The organism is Deltaproteobacteria bacterium, from assembly GCA_005879535.1.
In the GTDB taxonomy this organism is placed as follows: Bacteria; Myxococcota; Myxococcia; order Myxococcales; family 40CM-4-68-19; genus 40CM-4-68-19.
Map to the genome: position 1 here is coordinate 1514 of VBKI01000118.1, position 1451 is coordinate 2964.

The following is a 1451-nucleotide window of genomic DNA, read 5'->3' on the forward strand; positions in this document are numbered from 1 at the left end:
CCGAAGAAGTTTCCGGTCGGAGCGATGGGAGCAGCGAGGGCATCCGCACAGAACGCCGGGTAATGGACGTCGAGTTGTAGCTTGGCGGCCGTCTTCGGATTCTTCGGATCGCTGATGTCGATCAACCGCGGGAAGCCGGCCGCCGATTTCCCCGCCGAGCAGGTGCCGGGACCGCCTTCGTCGCTGAAGAGGATGTAACTCTTGCCTTTGATGGTGATCGGGAGGGCATTTTGCGCGCCGACGCTCCCGTCGTCCCACGTCAGCGACGAGATCTTGCGATAAGCGGGGTTCTGCTTGCGTTGCTGGAAGTCGCTGACGTCGAGGATGAGCAACCCGTTCTTCGCCGCCGTCGACGGGGTCCCGAAATTCGAACCGAACATGGTCACGTACGCCGTGTTCCCGTCCTTCGAGAACTCGACATCGTGCCATTGCGGATAAGGAATGTCCGACGTTGCAGTGAAGAAGCCGTTGGCCCCGCAACCTGCCGTCCCGGTGCCGCACGGGAGCGGCTTCGGATTCGAAGCATCGGTGGTGTCGATCGCTTCGATGCTGATATCCGTACGCAGAGGCGTGATGTAGTACGTTTTTCCATCCGGCGCCCACTGGCCGGTGTGCCCGAAGCTCCCCGGGATGATGATGGACGATTTCTTCACCGGGTTCTTGCAGTCGGCCGAGATGTCGTAGATGGAAAAACCCGTCCCAGGAAAGTTTTGCGTGGTATCGGGCCGCTGGGCCGCCCCGAGCAACTGGCGCGCTGCGTTCACTTTGAGCGACTCCCACGGGTCGAGCATCGCAGGTTCCGTGAGCCATGTCGTCGGGGTCGGATGTGCCGGATCGGTCACGTCCACCACGACGGTGCCGCGATGCGCCTCCGCCGTATTCAGTCTCTGGTCGAAGTAGGCACAGTTCTTCCAGGCCGTGAGCTGCCAGCTCGCACCTTCTCCCTGATACTGGCCGACCATGTCGGTATTGCAGTTGAAGCCCTTGGTCACCGCACCGCTGGCGATCTCCGCCTGGGTGGTCTGGCCCTGCAGCCCCGATTCCGCCTTGTCGCCTTGGCGGCAGTGCGCGACCGGGACCGATGCGACTGCGAGCGCGGGCAGCAGCATCGCCAGCGCCGCTACGCAGGAAGACAGCATCGTCGTGTTCATGTCACTCTCCGTCGAGAGAGACTGCGAAAGGGCCTGACCCTGTCAGTCGAAAGGCCAGGCGTTCAAGTCGCGGCGCGTCAAGAAGTCGGACGGGCGTCCCAGGAAACGTTGGGTCCGCAACTGCAATCGCTTGGACGAGACCGCCCTCCGCGCTAACTTGCGCGCTCCGATGCGCACCGCAGTCATCGTTGCGGTCAGCCTCGCCGGCGCTTGCGGTGGTGCGTCCGAGGACCTCACCGATCTCGCGGGCAACACCGGCAAACGCGAGGCCGTGAGCAAGGACTTCGGCGATCTGCTGCA

1 protein-coding gene (cut by a window edge) is annotated in these 1451 nt (G+C 63.2%); it reads right to left on the minus strand.

The genetic code is table 11. From position 1 onward, the window contains the following. Nucleotides 1-1151, minus strand: the 5' portion of a protein-coding gene (locus E6J58_24270; GenBank protein TMB31540.1) for a hypothetical protein. The gene continues 34 nt to the left of window position 1, outside the view; 1151 of the gene's 1185 nt are visible here — the first part of the coding sequence; its start codon is at nt 1149-1151; its stop codon lies beyond the left edge, outside the window. Between the last annotated feature and the right edge of the window lie 300 nt (nt 1152-1451).